The sequence below is a fragment of the Hydrogenophaga sp. GW823-FHT04C09 genome (assembly GCF_058796355.1).
In genome coordinates this window covers 39,120-58,399 of sequence record NZ_JBXAIO010000012.1, presented here as the reverse complement: position 1 = coordinate 58,399, position 19,280 = coordinate 39,120, and the positions used below count along the sequence as shown (strand labels likewise).

Here is a 19,280-nt window from a genome sequence, read left to right as displayed (position 1 = left end):
AGCCGGACCCTTGATGCCTTTGGATGCGGTGGCGTCAGTCCGGCTTGACCAGGCGGGCCACCACCTCGCAGAAGGCCTCGACCGCGTCGGTCTTGAACACCACCTCGCGCACGCCGGCCGTCTTGGCCTCGGCCTGCAGTTCGTCGGTGATGTAGCCGGAGGCGACGGCCACCGGCAGCTTGGGGTTGATCGCCAGCACGGCGCGCGCCACGTCCAGCCCCGACATGCCCGGCATGTTGTAGTCGGTCAGCAGCAGCTGGAAGGCCTCGGGTTGCTCGCGCACCGCGTTCACCGCCAGTTGCTGGTCGGTGAAGGACGTCACGCGGTAGCCCCGGCGCTCCAGCAGGCGGCGCACCAGGAAGACCAGCGTGTCGTCGTCGTCGAGGTACAGGATGTGGGGCTGGTCCGCTGGCGGGGCGTCGGCCATGAGGGGGGTCTCCAAAAGGGCGGTCTCGGCGCCCTCGGGTGGGCGAGGGGCCATTGTGACGGGATCGGCCCCCGCATGTCCAACCACGGGATCAAGGGCCAGCCCGGGCGGACCATCGGGCGCCGCCGGGAAGTAGAGCGTGAAGGTGGTGCCCTTGCCGGGCCGGCTCTCGACATCGATGGCGCCCCCGTGCACCTGCACGATGCCCAGCACCACCGGCAGGCCCAGGCCGGTGCCGCGCCCCACCACCTTGGTGGTGAAGAAGGGCTCGAAGATGCGGCTGCGCACCGCCTCGGTCATGCCGCAGCCGTTGTCGCTCACCCGCAGGCGCACCGCATCCACCCCGGCTTCGGCGCAGGCCTGGGCCACCTCGGCGGGCAGCCGGGGGTCGTGGCCCTTGAGGCCGTCGAGCTGGCACTCGACCCGCCCCGGGCGGCCTTCGAGCGCGTGCACGGCGTTGGTGCCCAGGTTGATCAGCACCTGGCCGAGCTGGGTGGCGTCGGCCAGCAGGGGCGGCGTGTCGGGGTGGCAGTCGTGCAGCAGTTGCACGTGCGGCGGCATGGCTGCCCGCATGAGGTTGCAGGTCTCGGCCAGGATGGCGCCCACGTCCACGCGGGTGCGTTCGGCCGGCTGCTGGCGGCTGAAGGCCAGGATCTGCCGCACCAGCTCGCGGCCGCGGCGCGCGGCCGTGCTGATCTCGTGCAGGCTTTCGCGCGCCGGCGCATCGTGCGTGAGGTCCTGCCGCGCCAGGTCGGCGTTGCCCAGGATCGCGGCCAGGATGTTGTTGAAGTCGTGCGCCACGCCGCCCGCCAGCGTGCCCAGGGCCTCCATCTTCTGCGACTGCGAAAGCTGCGCCTGCAGGGTCTTCTGCTCGGCCTGCGCGGTCTTGAGCGAGGTGATGTCGATGAAGGTCAGCACCACGTGGCGCAGACCGCCCTGGGCGTTGTTCTCGGGGTAGGCATTGAACAGGGCCCAGTGCACCTCGTCGCCGTTGCCCACCGGCACGCCCACCACCACGCTCTTGACCGGCTGGCCGGTGGCCAGCACGCGCTCGAACGGCATGTCGTGGCGGCGCATGGGCTGGCCGTCCTCGCGCAGCATCTGCCAGCCCGGCCCGGTCGGTTCGGGCAAGGCCGTGTTGGCGCCACCCGGGCTCCAGCCGAAGAAGCGGCGCGCCGCGCTGTTGATGCTCGAGAGCGTGTGGTTGGGCCGGAACACCATCACCCCGGCACTGAGGTTCTCGATCAGCGCGCGCGAGTCCGCCTCGCGGATCAGCAGGCCCTGGCGCGCGCGATCGCCTTCGAGCCGCAGCCGGTAGGTCACCAGGGCCCCATAGAGCACCACGCGCAGCAGGCCCGCGAGCAGGAAGAAGAACACCGTGACCGGCCCCACCTGCGACAGCGGCAGGCCCGCCACCGGCCCGGCCAGGGCGAACAGCAGCATGGCGACGAACTCCACCGCGGTCAGCAGCTTGAGGGCCTGCATCTCGGGCACGCGCCGCTGCGGGTCGGCGCTCACCATGTCCCGGTACGCCATGCCCATGACGATGAGCACCGCCAGGGCGAACACGGCCTGGCGCGCCTGCGGCAGGTCCCACACGAAGATGAACACGGTCTGCAGCGCGGCCGCCACCAGGCCGGCCGCGGCCACCCGCGCCACCGGCTGCAGGAACTGCAGGTGGCTGCGAAGGCCCATCCAGGCCAGCAGGGGCGCGATGCACAGGGCCGCGTTGCCGACGCCGTAGGCGAGGAAGTCGGGCACGCTGCCACGCAACCACAGGCCCAGCGACCCCAGGATGGACACCGTGGCCGACAGCGACCACCAGCCCGGCCCCCCGATGGTCGGGTAGCGGCGCAGCAAGCCAAAAAATGCCAGGGCCGTGAGCCCATCGATGCCGACCCGCATCGCGAGCAGGGTGGGCATGTCAAACAGCATGGCAACGGGAAAAGACGCACATGCCGACGATTGAAGCACAGGGCCTGTGCCGCCTAGCAATGGAAAAAGACCGCAAAGCCGCGCGAGTTCGGGCGACCGACATCCGTCACGGTTGCGGGGGCAGACACCTGCGCGACTGCCGGGCGGCTGCCCAGTCGCTGCCGGGACAAAGTCGGGCCGCCACGCGGCCACAGAATGCCGCCATGGGAACCCTCTACCTTGTGCGCCACGGCCAGGCCTCGTTTGGCTCGGACGACTACGACCGGCTCAGCGACATGGGCCAGCGCCAGAGCGTGCAGCTGGGCCGCTACTGGGCCGAGCGCGGGATGGTGTTCGACGCCGTGATCACCGGCACCCTGCGCCGGCACCAGCAGACCTGGGCCGGCATCGCCGAAGGCGCGGGGCTCTCACACGAACCCCTGGCCTGGGCCGGCCTGAATGAGTACGACAGCGAGGCGGTGATCCGCGCCATCCACCCGCACCCCTTGCAGAAGCCGCGCAGCGCCGCCGAGGCCCCCGAGCTCTACCGCCACCACTTCCGCCTGTTGCGCGACGGCCTCGCGCAGTGGATGGCTGGCACCGTGAGCCCGCAAGGCATGCCCAGCTACACCGAGTTCGTGCGCGGCGTGACGGGCGCGCTCGACCATGTGCGCGCGAACCACCACGGCCAGAACGTGCTGCTGGTGTCCAGCGGCGGGCCGATCTCCACCGCCGTAGGGCATGTGCTCGGGCTGAGCCCCGAGGCCACCATCGAACTGAACCTGCGCATCCGCAACAGCGCGGTGACCGAGTTCCAGTTCAACCCCAAGCGCCACACGCTGCTGAGCTACAACACACTGCCACACTTGGACCGGGCAGAGTTCAGGGACTGGATGACCTACGCCTGAGGCTAGACCTTGGGCGGATAGGCGACGCGCTCGGTGAGCGTGTCCGGTGGCAGCCGGTCGATCTCGCTCAAGAGTTGGGCCAGCGCGCGGCCGGCGGCTTCGAGCACGGCCTGCCCCTTGTCGGCGCTGGCGGCGGCGGCGTTGCCCACGGCACCCTGTGGGTTGTAGTCCTGCATCTGCCAGGCCAGCTTCGCGCTCTTGCCGTTGCCCAGGATGGGGAAACGCTGGGCACGGCCCTGCGAGGCCGACCGGAAGTGCTCGGCCTCGCGCAGGTGCACCCGCTCGGGTGACAGCGCGAGCATGAGCGAGGTCTCGATCTCGCCCGCGTGAATGCCGAAGCGGTGCTCCTCGGCGCTGAACAGCGCGTTCAGGTCGTGCCCCTTGGCGTCGGTCAGCGGCAGGTGGAACCAGTTCACGCTGTAGACCAGCATGCCCAGCCGCGCGCGCAGGTCGCGCGCCACGAGGTCGAGCGCGCCCACCTGGCCGCCGTGCGCGTTGAACAGCACGAGCTTCTTCACGCCGCTGGCCGCCACGCACTCGGCCAGCTCGGTCCACACCCGCATCAGGGTCTCGATCCTGAGCGTGAGCGTGCCCGCGAAACCGGTGTGCTCGGGGCTGTAGCCCACGGCCTGCGTGGGCAGCACCAGCACCGGCAGCTCGCTGGCGATGTGCGGCAAGGCCGCGCGCAGCACGCCGTTGACGATGTCGGTGTCGACCGACAGCGGCAGGTGCGGCCCGTGCTGTTCGGTGGCGGCCACCGGCAGCACGGCGATGGCGCGCGCGCTGTCCAGCGCGGCGAAATCGGCGGTGGTGAGGTCGGACCAGAAGCGGGATGGGGCGGACATGCCCGCATCTTAAGTGCGTTAAGCGCGCCCCCGTAAGATGGCGCGATGACCCACGACCTTTTCCGCCAGGACGCCTACCTGCAGCAGTGCGACGCCACCGTGGCGCGCACCGACGACCACGGCATCGTGCTCGACCGCACGGTGTTCTACCCGCTCGGCGGCGGCCAGGCTGGCGACGCCGGCACGCTCACGCTGGCCGACGGCACGGCCATCGCGATCGCCGACACCCGCAAGGGCAAGGACGCCGAAGGCCGGGCCACCGCCGACATCGTGCACGTGCCGGCGCCGGGCCAGGAGGCGCTGCTGACCCGGCTCGCCGCCGGCCTGCCGGTCACCGCGCGCATCGACTGGGACCGCCGCCACCGCCTGATGCGCTTTCACACCGCGACCCACCTGCTCTGCCACCTCGTGCCGGTGCCGGTGAACGGCTGCTCGATCACGCCCGACTACGCGCGCATGGACCTGCACCTGACCGACCCGCTCGACAAGGAGGTGCTCACGCAAGGCCTGGCACGGCTGGTGGCCGAGTCGCACCCGCTGACCGTGGGCGCGATCACCGACGCCGAACTCGACGCCAACCCCGCGCTGGTCAAGAGCATGAGCGTGGCGCCGCCGCGCGGCAGCGGCACGGTGCGCACCATCCGCATCGGCGAGGGCGATCTGCTGATCGACCTGCAGCCCTGCGGCGGCACGCACGTGGCCAACACGGCCGAGATCGGCCGCGTGGTGGTCACCAAGATCGAGAAGAAATCGGCCACCACCAGGAGGGTGGTGCTGGGGTTTCAGGAAACACCCCCCGCGTCGCCTTCGGCGCCTCCCCCCTGAAGGGGGACGACACCTATGGTCCGGCAAAGCCGGTTCCTCGGTGCCTCTGGACGGGCTCGTTGCTAGCGGTAGATGAAGCGCCGCGACCAGGGCAGGCCTTGGGCGGGCTGGCCCGCCGCGCGGCAGATCACCTGGTAGATCGACACCTCGTCGTGTTCGAAGGCCCAGGCGCAGCCCGCGAGGTACACGCGCCAGATGCGCCATTTGCGCTCGTCCACCAGCGGCTTGATCTGCGCCGTGCGCGCCTCGAAGGCCTCGCTCCAGAGCTGCGTGGTGCGCATGTAGTGGCGGCGCAGGCTCTCGATGTCGAAGGCTTCGAGCCCGCCTTCCTGCATGGTGCGCAGCACGGTGCCGATGTGCGGCAGCTCGCCCTGCGGGAACACGTAGCGGTCGATGAAGGTGCCACCACCGTGCCGCGTCTCGCCATCCTGCGGATCGGTGCTGGTGATGCCGTGGTTCATGGCCCAGCCGCCGGGCTTGAGCAGCGAGCGGATGTGCCCGAAATACCCCGCCAGGTGGTTCAGCCCCACGTGCTCGAACATGCCCACGCTGGTGATGCGGTCGAACGGGCCGTCCTTCACGTCGCGGTAGTCCTGCAGGCGAATGTCGATGCGGTCTTCCAGGCCGGCGGCCTTCACGCGCTCGCGCGCCAGCTCGTGCTGGTTCTTCGAGAGCGTCACACCCACGCAGTGCGCGCCGAACTTCTGCGCCGCGCGCAACACCAGCGCGCCCCAGCCACAGCCGATGTCGAGCAGGCGCTGGCCGGGCTGCAGCTGGATCTTGGTGAGGATGTGGTCGATCTTCTTGACCTGCGCCTCGTCCAGCGTTTCGTCGCCGTTCTCGAAGTAGCCGCAGGAATAGACCATGCGCTCGTCCAGCCACTGGGCGTAGAACGCGTTGGACACGTCGTAGTGGTACTGGATGGCCTCGCTGTCGCTCTCGCGCGTGTGGGCGAAGCGCCGGCGCAGGCGCCCGAGCAGGCCGCCATCGGGTTCGGCGGTCTCGGCCAGGCGGTGCGCCACGGCCAGGATGTCCGCCATCGAACCCTCCACGTCGATCAGGCCCTCCACATAGGCCTGGCCCAGGGTGTCCAGGCCGGGGTCGATGAGCAGCGGCAGCGCCGAGGCGTCGCGCACCCGGATCTCCACCTGCGGCGCATCGAACTCGCCCAGGGACAGCGAAGACGAGCCCCGCTCACCCCAACTCAGGCGAACCGGCAGGTTCACCCGCGACTTGACTCTTTGCGCCCATGGCAGCAAGGCGCGTTCAACGATCGATCCCATGCACAAAACCCTCCATGCTGGTCAACCACCCGTCCGCCCCCGGTTGTACCCAAACATGAAAGCCCTGTGAAGCCTGGGTGAAAAGCCCCCAGCGTGTCGCGGCGCACAGACAAACAGTGCTCGCTTATATTTGAGCGGCCTGCCCCAGGAACTTGGGCGCGCCCGGCCTCTCATACCCACGGGCGGCGCCACCGCCCCGCCCCGATCCCCCTGCCTGTTGCCCGATGCCCCTCAACGCCTTTTCCTCGGTCCGCCACGCCACGCGCCACCTGCTCGGCGCCCTGCTGCTGGCGCTCGCCCCCCTCTCGGTGCCCGCCCAGGGCCTGCTGTCGGGCGCGGCGCCCGCGCAGACCGTGGTGCAGAGCGACCAGGCGCGCGCCGAGCTGCTGGCCCACGCCCCCGAAGGCGCCGGGCCGGGCCAGCCGGTCTGGGTCGGGCTGCAGATCACCCACGCGCCCGACTGGCACACCTACTGGAAGAACTCGGGCGACTCCGGCCTGCCCACCGACCTGCAGTGGACGCTGCCGCCGGGCGTGACGGCCGGGGCCATCGCCTGGCCCACGCCGCGCAAGTTCCCGATCGGCAACCTCGCCAACTACGGCTACGACGGCACCGTGGTGCTGCCGGTGCCGCTGACCGTGGACCCCGGTTTCACCGGCAGCCACATCGACGTCAAGCTCCAGGCGACCTGGCTGGTCTGCCGCAAGGAATGCATCCCGGAAGAAGGGAGCTTCGCCCTGCGCCTGCCGGTGCGCGGCTCCACCGGCCTGCACGGCGCCGCCTTCGACGCCAGCTTCCAGACCGCGCCCAAGGACCAGCCGGCGCAGGACAGCCGCGCCGCCCCCGAGCCCGGCTTCCTGAATGTGGCACTCAACGGCCTGCCCGCCGCCTGGCGCGGCCAGGCGCTCGAATTTTTCCCCGAGGCCGCCGGCCTGATCGAGCCCGGCCAGCCCTGGACACAGGCCTGGGACGGCGAGCGCTGGACCGCGCGCGTGCCGCTCTCGCCGCACCGCAGCGACAGCCCGGACCGGCTCGTGCTGGTGGTGGCCCAGGCCTCGCCCGCGGGCCAGGGGCCGGGCAGCCCCGGCGTGCGCCTGGACGTGCCGGTGCAAGGCACCTGGCCGGCCGCCGCGCCCCTGCCCGCCGCGGTGCCCGAGGCGCTGCAGGCCGCACTGGACGCCAATGCGGCCCGCGCGACCGCCGCCACCCCCGCGGTCGGCGCCACCTCGCTCACCCTGGGCGCGGCCCTGCTGGGCGCGCTGCTCGGCGGGCTGATCCTCAACCTCATGCCCTGCGTGTTCCCGGTGCTGGCCATCAAGGTCCTGGCCTTCGCCCAGCACGCCGACAACCGCCGCGCCCACCGCGCCAACGGCATCGCCTACACCGCCGGCGTGGTGCTCTCCTTCGTCGCGCTCGGGGCGCTGCTGCTCGGGCTTCGCGCGGCCGGTGAACAACTCGGCTGGGGCTTCCAGCTGCAAAGCCCGGGCGTGGTGGCCGCGCTGGCCGTGCTGTTCACCCTGATCGGCCTGAACCTGGCCGGCCTGTTCGAGTTCGGCAGCGTGCTGCCCAGCCGCATCGCCAGCCTGCAGGCGCGCAACCCGACCACCGACGCCTTCCTCACCGGCGTGCTGGCCACCGCCATCGCCTCGCCCTGCACCGCGCCGTTCATGGGCGCCTCACTCGGCCTGGCCATCGCCCTGCCCGCCGCGCAGGCGCTGGCCGTGTTCGCCGCGCTCGGCCTGGGCATGGCCCTGCCCTACCTGCTCGCCAGCTGGGTGCCGGCGGTGGCGCGCGCGCTGCCGCGCCCGGGTGCCTGGATGGCCACCTTCCGCCACCTCATGGCCTTCCCCATGTTCGCCACCGTGGTCTGGCTGCTGTGGGTGCTGGGCCAGCAAAGCGGCATCGACGGCGCGGCCGCGCTGCTCATGCTGCTGGTGGTGCTCGCGCTGCTGGTCTGGGCCCTGGGCCTGCGCGGGCGCGGCCGCACCGTGATCGCCGGGCTCTCGCTCGTCGGCCTGGCCTGGCTGGGCTGGACCATCGGCCCGAACGTGACGCGCCTGCAGGACCCCACCCCCGGCCAGGCCGTGGCCACGGCGGTCGAGGGCGTGAGCTGGCAACCGTGGAGCCCGCAGGCGCAGGCCGAGCTGGTCGCGCAGGGCCGCCCGGTGTTCGTGGACTTCACCGCCGCCTGGTGCGTGACCTGCCAGTACAACAAACGCACCACCCTGGCCGACGCCAGCGTGCTCGGCGACATGGCCGGCAAGAACGTGGCCCTGCTGCGCGCCGACTGGACGCGCCGCGACCCGGCCGTGACGGCCGCGCTCGCCAGCCTGGGCCGCAATGGCGTGCCGGTGTACGCGATCTACAAGAACGGCCAGACCCCGCAGGTGCTGACCGAAGTGCTCAGTGTCGAGGAGGTCCGCGCGGCGCTGGCCCGGCTGTAGACAGGCCAGCCCCGTTGTTCTTCAACCGTGTTTTCAGGAGTGCCACCATGCAACGCCGTCCCCTGCTCGCCCTGGCCGTCTTTTCGCCCCTGGGCACGATGCTGGTCACGCCCGCGTTCGCGGCCCCCGGTGTGGGCCAGCCCGCGCCCGACTTCAGCCTTCAGGACACCACCGGCAAGCCCGTCAAGCTCTCGGACTTCAAGGGCAGGACCGTGGTGCTGGAATGGAACAACCCGGGCTGCCCCTTCGTGCGCAAGCACTACCAGGGCAACATGCAGGCGCTGCAGAAGGAAGCCACCGCCCAGGGCGTGGTGTGGCTCGCGATCAACTCCACGCGCGACGACAGCGCCGACTACCAGTCGCCCCAGCAGCTCGGCCGCTGGATGACCGAGAAACAGGCCAGCCCCACCGCCACGCTGATGGACGAGGACGGCAAGGTGGGTGAGGCCTATGCCGCGCGCGTCACGCCGCACATGTACATCGTCAATGCGCAGGGCCTGCTGGTGTACGCCGGCGGCATCGACAGCATCCCCTCGGCGCGGGTGGACGACATCCCGAAGGCCACCAACTACGTGCGCCAGGGCCTGGGCGAACTGCGCTCGGGCAAACCGGTGAGCGTGGCCACCAGCCGTGCCTACGGCTGCGGCATCAAGTACAAGAACGGCGCGGCGTAGCCGACCTGCGCCTGCGCCCTGGGTGGGGGCCGATAATCCCCCGATACCCCCCCCCACCCCAGTCCCCGATACCGACATGCCCTTTGCTCCCCTGCAGAACGACACCTTTCTGCGTGCCTGCCTTCGCCAATCCACCGACCACACGCCCGTCTGGCTCATGCGCCAGGCCGGCCGCTACCTGCCCGAGTACCGCGCCACGCGCGCCCAGGCCGGCAGCTTCATGGGGCTGGCGACCAACACCGACTACGCGACCGAAGTGACGCTGCAACCGCTGGAGCGTTACGCGCTGGACGCGGCCATCCTGTTCAGCGACATCCTCACCGTGCCCGACGCCATGGGCCTGGGCCTGTCGTTCGCCCTCGGCGAAGGCCCGAAGTTCGAGAAGACCGTGCGCACCGAGGCCGACGTGGCCGCGCTGGCCGTGCCCGACATGGACAAGCTGCGCTACGTGTTCGACGCCGTCACCTCGATCCGCAAGGCGCTCAACGGCCGCGTGCCCCTGATCGGTTTTTCGGGCAGCCCCTGGACGCTGGCCTGCTACATGGTCGAAGGCGGCGGCAGCGACGACTACCGCGCCGTGAAGTCGCTGATGTACGCGCGCCCCGACCTGATGCACCGCATCCTCGCCGTCAACGCCGACGCCGTGGCCACCTACCTCAACGCGCAGATCGACGCCGGCGCCCAGGCCGTGATGGTGTTCGACAGCTGGGGCGGTGTGCTGGCCGACGGCAAGTTCCAGGACTTCAGCCTGGCCTACACGCGCCGCGTGCTGGCGCAGCTCAAGCGCGAACACGGCGGCGTGGTGATTCCGCGCATCGTCTTCACCAAGGGCGGCGGCCTGTGGCTGGACGACATGAAGGACCTCGACTGCCACGCCCTGGGCCTGGACTGGACCGTGAACCTGGCCCGCGCGCGCGCCCAGGTGGGCGAAGGCGCCCACGGCAAGGCGCTGCAGGGCAACATCGACCCCAACGTGCTGTTCGCGCCGCCCGAGCGCATCGAGGCCGAGGTGGCCGCGGTGCTCGAGAGCTTCGGCCGGCCGCACCAGGGCGCCGGCACCGGCCCCACGCACATCTTCAACCTGGGCCACGGCATCAGCCAGCACACCCCGCCGGAGCACGTGTCGGTGCTCGTGGATGCGGTGCATTCGCATTCCCGGCGGCTGCGTCAGGCGGCCTGAAGCGCTCCCGTTTTTGCAGCTGGACCGGGGCTTTTGGCCTGCCCCGGCGCCCTTGGGGCGGCGGATGCAACGCCCCCCGTTCTGGCGTCATGAAGGCGTCAAAAAGCCGCCGACTGAACCGGCCATAACACAAATAATGCCGAAAAAGTCACTTGACACGCCTTACTTATGCACAAAACTCGTGCTGCGGTGCGCCATGAGGCCCGCCGCGGCCAGGCGCCAGACAAATCCTACAAGTGCCTCGTAAGTTATTGATTCATATAGATTTTATTTTCTGCTTTTTTTGCGGGCAGTTTAAGCAAACCCTTGATTTGCAAGGCTTCCGACGGCGCGCAGGCAAACTATCAACAAAGTTATCCACAAAAAGTCTGGATATGTTCCGATGCTCTGTCAAATCAACAACTTAGCGCGCGTTCCGACAGTCCAGCTGAGGAATGGGCGCTAAGCATGGCTTTCTGGCCCAGCGTCGTCGTGGCCACCCCGGCCCACAGCGGGGTGGGCGCCAGCCTGACTTACCGGAGTGAGTTGTCGCTCGCACCGGGCACCTTGGTGCGGGTGCCGCTGGGTGCCCGGGAGGTGCTGGGCGTGGTCTGGGAATGCCCCGACCAGCCCCCCGAAGGCCTGAGCGAAGCCCAGACCAAAACCGTGGCCGGCGTGCTCGAAGGCCTGCCGCCGCTCAACGCGCGCTGGCGCCAGCTGCTGCGTTTCGCGGCGCAGTACTACCAGCGCAGCCTGGGCGAGGTGTCGCTGGCGGCCCTGCCGCCGCAGCTGCGCGACCTGAACACCGTGCAGCTCGCCCGACGCCTCAAGAAAAGCCAGAAACAGCAGGCCGCCCGCGCCCCGCAAGCCCCGCCCGACGGCACGGCCACCGACATCGGCCTGGACCTGAGCGACGAACAGCGCGAGGCCCTGCAGGCGCTGGAAGCCGCGCAGGCCCCGGTGCTGCTGTACGGCGCCACCGGCAGCGGCAAGACCGAGGTCTACCTGCAGGCCACGCAGCACGTGCTGCAGGCGCAGGCCGACGCGCAGGTGCTGGTGATGGTGCCGGAGATCAACCTCACGCCGCAGCTGGAAGCGCGCTTTCGCGAGCGCTTCGAGCCCCTGTTCGGCGCGGGTGCCCTGGTCTGCCTGCACAGCGGCATGACGCCCGCGCAGCGCCTGGCCGGCTGGCTCGCGGCGCACACCGGCCAGGCGCGCATCGTGCTGGGCACGCGCATGGCGGTGCTGGCCAGCCTGCCGGGGCTGCGCCTGATCGTGGTCGACGAAGAGCACGACCCCAGCTACAAGAGCCAGGAAGGCGCACGCTATTCGGCGCGCGACCTCGCGGTCTACCGCGCCAAGGTGGAAACGGAGGCGCTGGTGGCCGAGACGGGCGATGCGGCGGCGCGCTGCCGCGTCGTGCTCGGCTCGGCCACGCCCTCGCTGGAGAGCTGGCACGCGGCCGACCAGGGCCGCTACCTGCGCCTGGCCATGCCGGCGCGCATCGGCGGCGGCGCGCTGCCGCGCCTGCGCCTGGTCGACATGAACCACCAGCCCAAGGGCGCGGTGCTCGCCCCGCCCCTGGTGGCCGCGATGGCCGAGCGCATCGCGCGTGGCGAACAATGCATGGTGCTGCTCAACCGGCGCGGCTACGCCCCGGTGCTGGCCTGCCACGACTGCGGCTGGAAGAGCGCCTGCCCGCACTGCAGCGCCTTTCGCGTGTTCCACAAGCTGGACCGCACGCTGCGCTGCCACCACTGCGGCTTCACCGAGCGCGTGCCGCGCGCCTGCCCCGAGTGCGGCAACCTCGATATCGCGCCCATCGGCAAAGGCACCGAGCAGGTGGAAGAGCAACTTGCCAGCCTGCTGGCCGACGTGAAGCGCCCCGACGGCGGCCCCGCGCGCGTGGCGCGCATGGACGCCGACTCGACCCGCCTCAAGGGCAGCCTGGAACAGCAGCTCGCCACCATGCACAGCGGCGAGGTGGACGTGCTGGTGGGCACGCAGATGATCGCCAAGGGCCACGACTTCCGCCGCATCACGCTGGTGGCCGGCATCAACGCCGACTCGGGCCTGTTCGCCAGCGACTACCGCGCGCCCGAGCGCCTGTTCGCGCTGCTGATGCAGGCCGGTGGGCGCGCCGGGCGCGACGCGGTGTTCGTGAGCAGCCAGGGCAGCGAGAGCGAGCTGTGGGTGCAGACCTGGACGCCGCAGCACCCGCTGTTCGCCGCGCTGCGCCGGCACGACTTCCCGGCCTTCGCCGCGCAGCAGCTGGGCGAGCGCGAAAGCGCGGGCATGCCGCCCTTCGGCCACCAGGCGCTGCTGCGCGCCGACGCGAAAACCCAGCAGGCGGCCCAGGCCTACCTGAACGCGGCCGCGCAGGCCGCCGACGGCCTGCCGCACCGCGACGAGATCACGCTCTACCCAGCGGTGCCGCTGACCATCCAGCGCGTGGCCAACGTGGAGCGCGCGCAATTGCTGGTGGAGGCCGTCTCGCGCGCCGCGTTGCAGCGCTTCCTGAGCGCGTGGCAACCGGTCTTGCTGGAGTGCCGGGGCCTGCCGCAGGCGCGTGGATTGGTGCGGTACGCGGTGGACGTGGACCCGCTCGCGATCTAGAGGGATCCCCCTGCGCCGCCTGCGGCGTCACCCCCCAGGGGGCAACACCTGCGGGCCGGCGAAGCCGGACCCGCGGTGTTCTGGAGGGCGCCTCTTCAGGCGACGAGGATTTCCGGCATCGGCCAGAGCTGCTCCAGCGTGTGCACCACGTCGCGCAGGCGAAAGGGTTGCAGCAGCAGGCGGCGCACGTCCAGCTCCTTGAGGCGCACCACCAGCTCCGCGTCGGCGCTGGCCACCATCACCGCCACCGGAATGTCGGCCTCGCAACGCAGTTCACCCGCGCGCAGCCGCGTGAGCAGCGCCAGCGCCGCGTCGCGCTCGGCCAGCGAGAGCAGCAGGCCGTGGTCCACGTTGCTCTGCATCCATTTTTCGCCCTGGGCGATGCTGGTCGCCTGCTGCAGCCGCACCAGCTGCAGCTCGCGGCACACCGAGGCCACGGTGCCGCGCACCAGGCCATCGGGCTCGATCAGCAGCACCTGCGGCCGGCCCGCAGCGGCGCTCACGACACGGCCTCCTCGCGCCGGAACAGCTCCTCCACCACCAGGTCGCGCAGGCCGTTGAGGATGGCCTCGTCCAGTTTGTCGAAGTCGCGCGGGCGCCGGTCCATGATGCACAGCGTGCCCACCACCTGCCCGTACGGCAGGCGCAGCAGCGCCCCGGCGTAGAAGCGCACATAGGGCTGGCCCACCACCATGGGGTTGTCGGCGAAGCGGGGATCGGCCAGCGCATCGGGCACGATCAGCGTCTTCGCCATCGCCACCGCGTGGCCACAGAAGGAAATGTCGCGCGGCGTTTCCTGCACGTCCTCCAGGCCGAAGGACGACTTGAACCACTGGCGATCGTGATCGACCAGCGACACCAGCGCGATCGGCACGTTGAACTCTTTCGCCGCGAACGCCGAGATGCGGTCGAAACGCGCCTCGGGCGGCGTGTCCAGGATCACCAGGTCGCGCAGCGCCTTCAGGCGCTTCGCTTCGTTGTGCGGCAAAGGGGGCTTGATCATGCGGGCTCCTGGCCGGTCATGTCGCCGGCTCGCCTTGAAGATCGGCAGTCGGCCCGAAAACGTGAGACCCGCAAAGCCGACCGCGCTCAAATATAAGTAAATTGCGATATAAGAGCAGGCAAGACTACTGGAGACGACCCGTGCCCCGACTTTCCCTTCGCTGGTGGCTTGCGCCCCTGATCGCCCTGGCCACCTTCGCCGCCCAGGCCCAGCCCGCCGCCGACACCGGCCCGGCCATGACCGTGGAGGCGGTCGGCCCCCACAGCTACTACGTGCAGGGCCTGACCCAGCTGGGCTCGACCAGGAACCAGAACTTCATCAGCAACGCCGGTTTCGTGGTCACCCCCGAGGGCGTGGTGGTGGTGGACGCGCTGGGCTCGCCCCGGCTGGCCGAGCGGCTCACGCAGGCGATCCGCCAACGGACCGACAAGCCGATCACCCACGTGATCCTGACCCACTACCACGCCGACCACATCTACGGCCTGCAGCACTTCAAGCAGCTGGGGGCGAAGATCATCGCGCACAGCGCGTCGCGCGAGTACATCCAGTCCGACACCGCGCGCCTGCGCCTGGAGGCCTCGCGCACCGACCTCGCGCCCTGGATCAACGAGCAGACCCGCATCGTGCCGGCCGACGTCTGGATCGACGGACCCACCGCCCTGAAGGTCGGTGGCGTGGTGTTCGAGCTCACGCCGGTCGGGCCCTCCCACACGCCCGAAGACCTCACGGTGTTCGTGCCTTCGGAAAAGGTGCTGTTCGCGGGCGACCTGTTCTTCAACGGCCGCCTGCCCTTCGTGGGCCAGGCCAACAGCCGCCAGTGGATCCTGTCGCTGGAGCGCCTGCTGGCCTTCGACGCCAAGGCGGTCGTGCCGGGGCACGGCGCCGCGTCCACCGACCCGAAGAAGGACATCGGCACCACGCGCGACTACCTCAAGCACCTGCGCCAGAGCATGGGCGAGGCGGTGGAGAACTTCGTGCCGTTCGAAGAGGCCTACGACAAGACCGACTGGTCCGCCTTCGAGACCATGCCCATGTTCGGCCCGGCCAACCGCATGAACGCGTACAACACCTACCTGCTGCTGGAGCAGGAGGCCTTGAAGCGGTAGGCAACCGTCAAGGCGCGCTCAAGCGTCGACCCGCCTGGGCCGGCGGGCCTGCCGGCATGGCGGTTTCCATCCGCGAGACCGTGTCGCGCAGGGTGTCCCAGACACCTTGGCCTTGTGCCGCCAGGGCATGCAGCAGATCGCAGAACTCCTGCGCGCTCGGTTCGACCGGCAAGGTCTGCTGCAGCGTCATCACCACCGCCTCGCGCTGCGGGAGCACGCTGAACAGCACATCGCCGCCCGCGCCCATCAGAAAGTTGCTCCACAGCAGGCCCTGCCACAGCTTTTCACGCGGGCCGATTGGCGCCATGCCCAGGTCGAGGCTCACCTGGAAACGCCCGGGCACCAACGGGTCGTGCCGCAGCAGCATGTCCACGCCGTCCACCCGCAGGCTACCCTCGCCACGCCGCAAGGCATGGCGCTCGGCGATGCCCACGTGGTCGCAGAGCGCGTCGATCAGCGGCTCCCAGCCATCGGGCTGCGTGGACACGGGCCGCCGGGTGCGGCGCAGCGGAGCCAGGGCCTGGAGGTCGGCCATGGCCTGCCGCGACGGCAGGGCCTGCCAATGCGCCCGCGCGCAGACCAGCAGCTCACGCAGCCAGGCGGCCAGCTCGGCACCCGTGGTCTGCGTGTCCAAGGGGTGGTGCGCGGTGAGCATGGCCAGATCGCCCTCGGGTGACAGGCTCCAGCCCAGGCTGCCGCTGCAGGCCCATTCGAAGTTGCTGACCAGCAGCCGGTGCCAGATCCATTCGCGCTGGTGCGGGTCGGCCGGTCCCAGGTTCAGGCGCGCCTGGACCAGGTGTGGCGCATTTTCTGCGTCGTGATGCAACAGCATCTCGTGCCCGCCCACCTCCAGCAGCCCGCCGTCCTGCAGGCGGTGCGCGTCCCGCAGGCCGAGGTGTTCGCCCATCTGCGCCAGCACCCGTTCGAGCTCGGAGCGCGCCATCGACCCGGCCTACCGCGCACGCACCCAGGTGCCGGACCGGAAGCGGTAGCTGGGCGCGAGCACGCCCTGGTCCTTCGTCCAGGTGTCGTAGATCGACCCCGCCTGGCACGCCCATGCGCGTTCGGAAAATCCGTTCGACAGGTTGTCGAACAGGCCCGACGCGCCGTGCACGGAAAACACGGCGGACTTCACCAGCAACACCGGCAGGCAGACGCACAGCATCGCAAGCACGCCCTGCACCTTGCCGTCGCCGGTGGCCAGCCAGTCGGCGAAACCGTCGCCCCACAGCGCCCGCACCAGCCGGCTTTTGCCCAAGGACTGGGCCAGGCCCCCATCGCCCCACTCCTTCGAGACGCATGCCACGGCATGCGCCAATGGAATCGCGACCGTGTTCAACGCCAGCAGCAGCGGAAACGCCAGCACGGCCGTGAAAACACGGAACACCCTGGCCAGAAGCGGGTGCCTTTGCGCAAACGTGGGCAGGCTTTTCACGGCCTGGACATCCTGGTGCACCAACACCCGCGCCCTCACCGAGGGAGGGTCCTCTCGCAGCGACGGCGCGGAGATCGAAATGCCCGAAACCTCATCAGAACTCGGCAAGGGGCCAGAGCCGGCCTTCGTCGATGCCCAGGTGTTGCCAGGGCTGAGCGCAATGCCCCTGGGGCTTTCCACCTTTTTGAAGGGGTCGACCCCGACCTGGGCGACCCTCCTCGCGCTGAACCCGACCACGTCCATGAACCACATCCTCACAACACGAACACAACACCCGTCCCCATCGCACCGCGACGGGTCCAGCATGAGTGCGCCCCCATGATCGAAAGTTTGGTTGATGCAGCAACAGCATGGGCCTCGCCGCCGGGGACATCGGCCCATGCCCAAAACAAAAGCCCCGGGATTCGGCATCCCGGGGCTTGGACGGATGCACGAAACGATCAGGCGATGTCGAACCGGTCCAGGTTCATGACCTTGGTCCAGGCGGCCACGAAGTCCTTGAGGAACTTCGACTGGCCATCCGCGCTGGCGTACACCTCGGCATAGGCGCGCAGCACCGAGTTGGAGCCGAACACCAGATCGTTGCGGGTGGCGGTGTACCGCAGCTGGCCGCTCTGGCGGTCCTTGCCTTCGAACACCTCGGCCTCGGCATCCACCGGCGTCCACACGGTGTTCATGTTCAGCAGGTTGACGAAGAAGGCATTGGTGAGTGCGCCGACCCGGTCGGTGAACACCCCGTGCTGGCTGCCGTCGGCGTTGGCGCCGAGCACGCGCAGGCCCCCCACCAGCGCGGTCATCTCGGGCGCCGTCAGCGTGAGCAGCTGCGCCTTGTCGACCAGCAGCGCTTCCGTCGACGCGGCGCTCTTGCCCGCCTTGTAATTTCGGAAGCCATCGGCCTCGGGCTCCAGCACGGCGAAGGATTCGACGTCGGTCTGGTCCTGCCGCGCATCGACCCGCCCGGGCGTGAACGGCACGTCCACGGCGACCCCCGCGGCCTTGGCCGCCTGCTCGACACCGACCCCACCGGCCAGCACGATCACGTCGGCCAGCGAGGCCTTGCCCGAGGCTTTCTGGATCTCCACCAGCTTGGGCAGCGCCCTCACCGCCACCTGGTTGACCGCCCAGTCCTTCTGCGGCGCGAGCGCCAGGCGCGCGCCGTTGGCGCCACCGCGCTTGTCGCCACCACGGAAGGTGGAGGCCGAAGCCCAGGCCACCGAGACCAGCTCGCTCACCGACAGGTCCGAGGCCGCGATCCGGGCCTTGAGGTCGGCGATGTCCGCCGCCGTGGGGTTGTGCGTGGCCGCGGGCAGCGGGTCCTGCCAGATCAGGTCTTCCTTCGGCACTTCAGGGCCAAGGTAACGCGCCTTGGGTCCCATGTCGCGGTGCGTCAGCTTGAACCAGGCACGGGCGAAGGCCTCGGCGAAGGCTTGCGGGTCGTTGAGGAAGCGCTGGGAGATCTTGCCGAACTCGGGATCGAAGCGCATGGTCAGGTCGGTGGTGAGCATCTTGGGCTTGTGCTTCAGACCGGGCACGTGCGCATCGGGGATGATCTCCGGCGCGTCCTTGGCGACCCACTGCCTGGCGCCCGCGGGGCTGCGCTCCTCTTCCCATTCGAACTTGAACAGGTTCTCGAAGAAGTTGTTGCTCCATTGCGCGGGGGTGGTGGTCCAGGTCACTTCCAGGCCGCTGGAGACGGTGTCCTTGCCATGTCCACTGCCGAAGTCGCTGGTCCAGCCCAGGCCTTGCGCTTCGATCGAACCGCCCTCGGGTTCCTTGCCCTTGTGCGATTCCGGCGCCGCGCCGTGCGCCTTGCCGAAGGTGTGACCACCGGCGATCAGCGCGACGATTTCCTCGTCGTCCATGGCCATGCGGTAGAAGGTGGCGCGGATGTCCTTGGCCGCGGCCATGTAGTCGCCGCTGGCGTTCGGGCCTTCGGGGTTCACATAGATCAGGCCCATGTGCGTCGCGCCCAGGCTCTTGACCAGGACACGGTCGCCCTCGAAGCGCTGGTCATCGCCTAGCCACTTGGTCTCGGCGCCCCAGCTCACGTCGGTATCGGGTTCCCACACGTCCTCACGGCCCGCCGCGAAGCCGAAGGTGCGAAAGCCCATGGACTCCAGCGCCACGTTGCCCGCGAGGATCATGAGGTCGGCCCAGGAAATCTGCTGGCCGTATTTCTGTTTGATCGGCCACAGCAGGCGGCGCGACTTGTCGATGTTGACGTTGTCGGGCCACGAGTTGAGCGGCGCGAAGCGCTGCTGGCCACGGCCGCCGCCGCCACGGCCGTCGGTGGTGCGGTAGGTGCCGGCCGAGTGCCAGGCCATGCGGATGAACTGCGGGCCGTAGTGGCCGAAGTCGGCGGGCCACCAGTCCTGGCTGTCGGTCATCAGCTTGTTCAGATCGGCCTTGAGTGCCTTGTAGTCCAGCTTCTTGAATTCGGCCGCGTAGTCGAACGATTCGCCCAGCGGGTTGGACTTGGCGGAGTGCTGGTTCAGCACGTCCATGCGCAACTGGTTCGGCCACCAGTCCTTGTTGCTGGTTCCGACACCGGAACCGTGGTGGAAGGGACACTTGGCTTCTGACATGGGGATCTCCTTTGTGGTTGGCGGGGATGAGCCAACGCACTTTAGAGAGCCACCCC

15 protein-coding genes are annotated in these 19,280 nt (G+C 69.8%); 7 read left to right on the top strand and 8 right to left on the bottom strand.

The annotated features are described in order from the left end of the window. Positions 1 to 34 precede the first annotated feature (34 nt). Positions 35 to 2,350: a hybrid sensor histidine kinase/response regulator gene (locus AC1Q9M_RS24345; protein WP_492436196.1), complete on the bottom strand. Its 2,316-nt coding sequence runs from the start codon at positions 2,348 to 2,350 to the stop codon at positions 35 to 37. Between the two features lie 215 nt (positions 2,351 to 2,565). Between AC1Q9M_RS24345 and AC1Q9M_RS24340 the strand changes: the two genes are divergently transcribed. Continuing rightward, a complete protein-coding gene (locus AC1Q9M_RS24340) occupies positions 2,566 to 3,249 on the top strand; it encodes a histidine phosphatase family protein (protein ID WP_444688111.1) in 684 nt (227 codons plus the stop codon). 2 nt (positions 3,250 to 3,251) lie between these two features. On the opposite strand, the gene AC1Q9M_RS24335 is transcribed toward AC1Q9M_RS24340, so the two are convergent. Then, positions 3,252 to 4,094 carry a creatininase family protein gene (locus AC1Q9M_RS24335; RefSeq protein WP_492436193.1) on the bottom strand — a complete coding sequence of 281 codons (843 nt, stop codon included), beginning with the start codon at positions 4,092 to 4,094 and terminating at the stop codon, positions 3,252 to 3,254. Between the two features lie 45 nt (positions 4,095 to 4,139). Here AC1Q9M_RS24335 and AC1Q9M_RS24330 point away from each other — a divergent pair, with 45 nt between their 5' ends. Beyond that, a complete protein-coding gene (locus tag AC1Q9M_RS24330) occupies positions 4,140 to 4,919 on the top strand; it encodes an alanyl-tRNA editing protein (RefSeq protein WP_382322974.1) in 780 nt (259 codons plus the stop codon). A 62-nt stretch (positions 4,920 to 4,981) separates the two neighbouring features. On the opposite strand, the gene AC1Q9M_RS24325 is transcribed toward AC1Q9M_RS24330, so the two are convergent. Continuing rightward, positions 4,982 to 6,202 (bottom strand): class I SAM-dependent methyltransferase, encoded by a 1,221-nt coding sequence (locus tag AC1Q9M_RS24325; RefSeq protein ID WP_382322973.1) that lies wholly within the window; start codon positions 6,200 to 6,202, stop codon positions 4,982 to 4,984. A gap of 224 nt (positions 6,203 to 6,426) precedes the next feature. On the opposite strand from AC1Q9M_RS24325, the gene AC1Q9M_RS24320 reads away from it, so the two are divergent. The 4 genes from AC1Q9M_RS24320 (at position 6,427) to priA (ending at position 13,095) form a co-directional block, all read left to right on the top strand. After that, entirely contained in the window at positions 6,427 to 8,646 is a 2,220-nt protein-coding gene (locus AC1Q9M_RS24320) for a protein-disulfide reductase DsbD family protein (protein WP_492436190.1), read from the top strand. Positions 8,647 to 8,693: 47 nt separating this feature from the next. Continuing rightward, positions 8,694 to 9,320, top strand: coding sequence for a thioredoxin family protein (locus AC1Q9M_RS24315; RefSeq protein ID WP_382322972.1), 627 nt, complete (start codon positions 8,694 to 8,696; stop codon positions 9,318 to 9,320). A 76-nt stretch (positions 9,321 to 9,396) separates the two neighbouring features. Beyond that, complete coding sequence (hemE, locus tag AC1Q9M_RS24310) at positions 9,397 to 10,500, top strand: uroporphyrinogen decarboxylase (RefSeq protein WP_492436188.1); 1,104 nt, start codon at positions 9,397 to 9,399, stop codon at positions 10,498 to 10,500. Between the two features lie 447 nt (positions 10,501 to 10,947). Beyond that, positions 10,948 to 13,095, top strand: a complete 2,148-nt coding sequence (gene priA / locus AC1Q9M_RS24305) for a replication restart helicase PriA (RefSeq protein ID WP_492436186.1) — start codon at positions 10,948 to 10,950, stop codon at positions 13,093 to 13,095. 95 nt (positions 13,096 to 13,190) lie between these two features. Here priA and AC1Q9M_RS24300 read toward each other — a convergent pair whose 3' ends face one another. Together AC1Q9M_RS24300 and AC1Q9M_RS24295 are read right to left on the bottom strand one after the other, a co-directional pair. Next, complete coding sequence (locus tag AC1Q9M_RS24300) at positions 13,191 to 13,598, bottom strand: response regulator (RefSeq protein ID WP_492436184.1); 408 nt, start codon at positions 13,596 to 13,598, stop codon at positions 13,191 to 13,193. After that, entirely contained in the window at positions 13,595 to 14,098 is a 504-nt protein-coding gene (locus tag AC1Q9M_RS24295; protein WP_291117651.1) for a GAF domain-containing protein, read from the bottom strand. The genes AC1Q9M_RS24300 and AC1Q9M_RS24295 overlap by 4 nt, the downstream gene beginning before the upstream one ends. Before the next feature lie 140 nt (positions 14,099 to 14,238). Between AC1Q9M_RS24295 and AC1Q9M_RS24290 the strand changes: the two genes are divergently transcribed. Continuing rightward, positions 14,239 to 15,204, top strand: a complete 966-nt coding sequence (locus AC1Q9M_RS24290; RefSeq protein WP_382327590.1) for an MBL fold metallo-hydrolase — start codon at positions 14,239 to 14,241, stop codon at positions 15,202 to 15,204. 7 nt (positions 15,205 to 15,211) lie between these two features. Here AC1Q9M_RS24290 and AC1Q9M_RS24285 read toward each other — a convergent pair whose 3' ends face one another. The 3 genes from AC1Q9M_RS24285 to katG all read right to left on the bottom strand — a co-directional run bounded on the left by AC1Q9M_RS24285 (position 15,212) and on the right by katG (position 19,224). After that, on the bottom strand, positions 15,212 to 16,147 hold the full coding sequence (locus AC1Q9M_RS24285; protein WP_492436181.1) for a type III secretion system chaperone family protein: 936 nt from the start codon (positions 16,145 to 16,147) through the stop codon (positions 15,212 to 15,214). A 9-nt stretch (positions 16,148 to 16,156) separates the two neighbouring features. Continuing rightward, entirely contained in the window at positions 16,157 to 16,882 is a 726-nt protein-coding gene (locus AC1Q9M_RS24280) for a hypothetical protein (RefSeq protein WP_492436179.1), read from the bottom strand. Between the two features lie 197 nt (positions 16,883 to 17,079). Then, on the bottom strand, positions 17,080 to 19,224 hold the full coding sequence (katG, locus tag AC1Q9M_RS24275) for a catalase/peroxidase HPI (RefSeq protein WP_492436177.1): 2,145 nt from the start codon (positions 19,222 to 19,224) through the stop codon (positions 17,080 to 17,082). Positions 19,225 to 19,280: the final 56 nt, after the last annotated feature.